This window comes from Caldimonas taiwanensis NBRC 104434, from assembly GCF_001592165.1.
In the GTDB taxonomy this organism is placed as follows: domain Bacteria; phylum Pseudomonadota; class Gammaproteobacteria; order Burkholderiales; family Burkholderiaceae_C; genus Caldimonas; species Caldimonas manganoxidans.
In genome coordinates this window covers 1-564 of the sequence record NZ_BCWK01000095.1, presented here as the reverse complement: position 1 = coordinate 564, position 564 = coordinate 1, and the positions used below count along the sequence as shown (strand labels likewise).

The 564-nt window shown below is 70.9% G+C and carries 1 protein-coding gene and 1 pseudogene; both read right to left on the bottom strand.

Features of this window, described 5'->3' with window-relative positions; translation table 11 throughout:
• Positions 1–120: pseudogene (locus tag CTA01S_RS16945) on the bottom strand (lysozyme); the annotation flags it as partial.
• The coding region (locus tag CTA01S_RS16320; protein WP_157451419.1) for a hypothetical protein at positions 117–564 on the bottom strand (448 nt) is incomplete at its 5' end. The gene CTA01S_RS16320 and the pseudogene CTA01S_RS16945, both read right to left, overlap by 4 nt.

The following is a 564-nucleotide window of genomic DNA, read 5'->3' as shown; positions in this document are numbered from 1 at the left end:
AGTCCAGTAGCCGGCCGGGCAAACGTACGGGTGCGCGCGCCCAGGGTCGTGCTTGGGCACGCGGTGGAAGCCCTCAAAGCGCTTGGCCAACTCGATGGCCGCTTGCGGCACGGGGATCACGGCCGCACCCGGTCGAACACGCGGCCGAGGAACCAGAAGTTCAGCACCCCGGCCCACAGGGCCTGGTCGGCCTCGGTCCAGGCCGCCTGGATGGCGGGGATCCAGTCCGCCCCGGCCTCGATGGCACCCACGAAGGCGGCAGTCTTGGCCGCGCAGTACAGCGCCATGAACCAGTAGGTGATCACCGGACGGACGCTGCTGGACAGCGCATCGGCCCACTTCACGCCCGAGGTTCGGCCCTGCGCCGCCACCGCCTCGCGCAAGGTCTCGAGGGCCCCCACGTTCCAGGCGGCATCGGCCCCGGCGCCGATCTCGGCCATGCGGCTTGCCCCGCGCAGCTTCTCGAACTCCAAGGCCTTGTCCTGCATGGCGAGTTCATGGCTGCGCTCGCCCTTGCGGTCCAGCCACTTGAGGATCTCCGGCGCGAGGCGGAAGGCCCCGCCG